Here is a 4,672-nt window from a genome sequence, read left to right on the forward strand (position 1 = left end):
CAATCAGGCTGTCTTGCCAAGCTCCAAATTAGGCACTGCAATAGAGTATAGCCTCAAATACGAAACCACCTTCCGAACCGTTCTCTCGGACGGTGACTTAGTCTTGTCTAACAATATGGCTGAAAGGGCTATGAAGACCTTGGTGATAGGGCGTAAAAATTGGCTGTTCTCTCAAAGTTTTGAGGGAGCCAAGTCGACAGCTGTCATTCTGAGTCTTTTGGAAACTGCTAAACGACACGGTCTTGATGCAGAGAAATATATGACTTATCTTCTAGAACATTTACCTAATGAGGAGACGCTCGCAAAAAAAGAGGTGCTAGAGGCTTATTTACCATGGAAGGAAAAAATTAAGAGAGCGTGTAAATAGAAAAAGATTCCAGAGTCGACAGGACTTTGGAGCCTTTTTCAATACACTTTGTTATTGGGCGGTTACAATAAATCTAACTGCAGGATACAAAATTAAAAGTACTTAACTTAATGTAGTATCGAGCTAAGTACTTTATATGATTATGAGTTTTTCTTTCCGAGTGACTACGTTGCCACAAAATATTAGGTCATTTAGTCAATCTTAGTCCTTAAAGTTTAATCAAGTGTTTTAATATACTCCCCAATTTTTCGTACGATTTCAGTGACGAGGGCATTGCCCATAAAGAACATACGCATTTTATCAGATACATCTACAATGGATCCATCTGCTAATTTTTTCTGCTTAGTCCAATCGTCAGGAAAGTCCTGTAATCGTTCCGCCTCTACAGGTGTAATCAAACGGTATCGATTGTTCACATTGATAAAGTGAGTAGAACGGTTGACGGTTCCCTCAGACGTCAGCATGGTTCGACCTGGAAGATTTAAATCATCTGTTGGCGACATTCCACCTTCGGAATAGGTATAGGTGTGACCATCTGCCGAAGTTCTTTCGATTTTTTTAGGGCCTCGTAGATATTGGAATTTTTCTAGTTTAGCAGGGTCTGTCAAAAAGTATTTCTCAGGTACATCTTTTTCGTCTTGTAAGATTTCTCCAAGAGTTATCGGTTGACCTTTATAGTCACATTGAGTATCGATGGAATAGTATTTTCCGTGTCTCATCACGCCAGTATTCCAAACTGTTCCGGTGAAGTTATCTGATACTTCAACAATATCATTCGGCAATTCGTAGTAGACTTGGCGATCTTTTATTGATGTTGATTTAATTGGGAATTGGGTTGCAAACAAGCCTGAGTGGAACAGATATTCATCATATCGATTTTCGTTAAATACAGTCTCGTTATTCTCAAACTGTTTATCTAGTTTTTGAGCAAAAGTCGTGTCATTTCGATAAACAAAGAAGAAGACACGACGGCGACGTTGACTACGTCCGTATTCAGCAGCATTGATAACCCTCCACTCAACTGAGTAGCCGAGATTGTTAAACGCTGTCAACATGATTGCAAAGTCACGCCCTCTTTGTTTAGAAGGTGCTTTTAGAAGTCGGTCAACATTTTCTAGAATGAGATATTTTGGATTTGTGATACGAGTAGCACGGATAATTTCCCAAAAGAGAACTCCTTTTTTTCCTTCAATCCCTTGTTCGTTCTTCTTGCTTCGAGCGACAGAATAGTCTTGGCAAGGAAAACCACCAACAATCATTTCGGGATTCATTTCAGCAAACTTTTCGTCAGGAATATCTGAGATACTGATATTGATATTTTCACTATCAGGAAAATGCAAATCATAGACTTCAAAGGCATCCTGTGATTTTCGGGAAGGCTCCCATTGATTTGCCCATTTTGTTTGGAAGTAATCTTTGTCAGCATTTTCAAGACCAATGCGAAAACCGCCTACACCGGCAAAGAGTTCGAGAATATTCATTTTTTCTCCTCAAGTTTATTTAATACTCTCTATTATATCGTAAAAAACAATTTCGATCAAGGATTTTTATTTGATATAATAGAGCTATAGGAATTTAGTAGGAAATTTTATATGGAAAAACACTTATTCAATTATGATGAAACAGATATTCAAAGTATTCTTGATTATTCTCAACATTTACTAGATAGGTCGCTTGGCGAAATTATTGCTGAATACCAAGTTTCGCCTTATAAAACTTATCGAGATTTTCAAGATGGTACAATCTCAGAAATTGTTGATAAAGAAATCAGTATGAAGTCAAAAGGGCAATATGGTAATTATATAGAAAAATACTTTTATGGCTATCAACCTAATAGTGACTCAGCTGCTGATTTTGACAAGGTTGGAGTAGAATTGAAAGTCACGCCTTTTAAAGTGAACAAGAATGGAACAATTAGTGCAAAAGAGCGATTAGTTTTAACAATATTAAACTATATGGAGGAAAATCTAGATGACTTTTACTCCACTCATCTATGGCAAAAATGCTCTAAAATACTCCTGCTGTTCTACAATGGCCTCATTCCAGGTCAAACCATGTCAGACTATATCATTGAAAAAGTCTTTTTGTATGAATGGTTTGAAGAGGACATGGAGGTCATTCTTGAGGATTACAATCGCATTGTAGAAAAGATTAAGCAAGGTAAGGCCCATGAACTTTCCGAATCAGATGGAAACTATTTGTCTACCTGTACAAAAGGTGCAGGGAAAGGAAAAGATTTTAGAAGCCAGCCTTTTAGTGACACTCTAGCAAAACAAAGGGCTTGGGAGCTGAAATCAAGCTACATGACCTACTTGATTAATCACAAGATATTTAATCAAGTTGACCAAGAAAGTATTCTAGCAACTGCACGAGGTGAGAAGAAGCCCTTTACACAGATTATTGCAGATAAAATTTTAGCCTATAAAGGATTTTCTGAAGCAGAGTTATATAGTCGATTTGAAGTGAATCCTAGGGCTAAAGGGAAAAATAGCACTCTAGTTAAAAATATATTGGGGCTGACTGGTGACCTTGAAAAGACACAAGAATTTCAAAAAGCGAATATGAATTTACGCGTTATTCGTGTAGATAAAAATGGGCTACCAAAAGAGGACTCTCCGTTTAAGACTTATCAATTTGAAGAATTGGCTAGGAATGATGTCTGGGAGGAATCGCATCCATTTTTGGAAATTTGCAATAAACGGTTTTTATTTGTCATTTTTAAAGAAGTATCGGATAAACTATTTGTACTAGATAGTATCAAGTTTTGGGGTTTCCCAGACAGGCTAATTCCAGAGGTTCAACGGGTTTGGAATGAAACACGAAACATTATTCGAGATGGAGTCGAACTGAAGCTAAATGGTAATAAAGTATCAACAAACTTTCCGCAAAGTAAAGTCAATACAATTTTATTCACAAAAATTCATGCTCAAAATACCTACTACGAAATTAGACCTAATGAATTTGTAGGTAAGGGAAAATTATCAGATACGGACAAATTACCGGACGGTAGAAGAATAACGAAACACTCATTTTGGCTTCCTAAAAAATTTTTGAAAGAAGTACTCCTTGGTGAGTGGGATTAATTATTTAGTGAAAGGCATCTATGAACAAAACTAATTCTTACCAAATCAACCTCCCCTCCCTCATCCCTTTCGGGTTTCATTTCGCGGACAATCGGTACACCTACCGTGAGGTGTTCATGGAGGGGCAGTTTGAGGTGGTGGTGGAGGTTGATGAGGCTGGTCAGCTGTCGTCCTATGTCTGGGATTGTGAGATGGAGGAGGTCTATACCGCCCATCTGGTGACTGCGCCAGCTGGGGCTTTTGTAGGGCAGGTGAGAGAGAGCTATCAGTCCATTTTGGCTCGGGTAGAGGAGGCTTGTTGTATCGCTCTGCCATTTTCCAAAGACCAAAGCAACCGCATAGCCCAGCTCATCAAGGAGAAGTGGGGTGACCTTCCTGACTATCCCTTTGCCAAGTTGCCGACCTATGGGGCCTTTCGCCACCCTGCCAATAACAAGTGGTACGCTTTGGTCAGTCAGATTCCGAGAGATAAGTTGGACGGGAGTGGGTCGCAGGAGCTGGTGGAGATTGTCAATCTCAAGGTTGACGGTCGGGAAATAGCAGAGCTGCTGAGCCAGTCGGGCATTTACCCTGCCTACCACATGTCAAAGAAGACCTGGGTGTCGGTCTTGCTGGATGAGACTGTGGAGGACCAGATGGTTTTTGCCCTCCTTGAGAAGAGCCGTTATCTGGTAGGACCAAAATCCTACAAGGCGGAGCAAGGGACTGATTACTGGGTTATTCCAGCCAATCCAAAGGTCTATGATATTGATACCGAGTTTGCGGAAAATAAGGTAGTCTATTGGCCGCAAAAATCAACCATTCAAGCTGGGGACATCGTAGCCATCTATGTGACGGCGCCTGTACAGGCTATTCGTTATGTTTGTCGTGTCTTAGGAGCGAATTTAGAAAATCGCGGGGAATCAGACATTCCTACAGAAAAGAAAGTCATGCAGGTGGAATTGCTCGCTCAGTTTTCCGATGATGTGTTGCCGAGAGCGCGCATGATGGACTTGGGAGTCAGGGCGGTGCGTGGTCCGAGACGCTTGACAGAGGGCGTGATAGAAGTACTGACATCTGAAGTGATAAATATTTATTAAATTATCAGAATATTTAATAAAAATCTTTACATCTGCAAAAAAAGCGGTATAATAAGACTATTAAAATTTAAGTCTAGTGGTAAAAAGTCAATAGAAAGTTGAGAAAAATCTAGTTGTTTTTTTAGAAAACAGGGTACACTAAA

Annotated in this window: 4 protein-coding genes; 3 read left to right on the forward strand and 1 reads right to left on the reverse strand. The window is 39.6% G+C overall.

The window, feature by feature from the left end:
• Positions 1–367: IS66 family transposase (locus P7J36_RS11425; protein ID WP_408552172.1), on the forward strand; the 367-nt coding region annotated here is incomplete at its 5' end.
• A 215-nt stretch (positions 368–582) separates the two neighbouring features.
• Here the strand turns inward: P7J36_RS11425 and dcm are convergent.
• A complete protein-coding gene (gene dcm, locus P7J36_RS11430; RefSeq protein WP_408552170.1) occupies positions 583–1,848 on the reverse strand; it encodes a DNA (cytosine-5-)-methyltransferase in 1,266 nt (421 codons plus the stop codon).
• A 111-nt stretch (positions 1,849–1,959) separates the two neighbouring features.
• On the opposite strand from dcm, the gene P7J36_RS11435 reads away from it, so the two are divergent.
• The gene (locus tag P7J36_RS11435) at positions 1,960–3,450 is read left to right on the forward strand and encodes a Sau3AI family type II restriction endonuclease (protein WP_408552169.1); all 1,491 of its coding nucleotides are present in this window, start codon (positions 1,960–1,962) and stop codon (positions 3,448–3,450) included.
• 20 nt (positions 3,451–3,470) lie between these two features.
• Positions 3,471–4,529: an MmcQ/YjbR family DNA-binding protein gene (locus P7J36_RS11440; RefSeq protein WP_408552168.1), complete on the forward strand. Its 1,059-nt coding sequence runs from the start codon at positions 3,471–3,473 to the stop codon at positions 4,527–4,529.
• The last annotated feature ends 143 nt before the right edge of the window (positions 4,530–4,672 follow it).

Source organism: Streptococcus suis, from assembly GCF_046032115.1.
GTDB classification, from domain to species: domain Bacteria; phylum Bacillota; class Bacilli; order Lactobacillales; family Streptococcaceae; genus Streptococcus; species Streptococcus suis_AJ.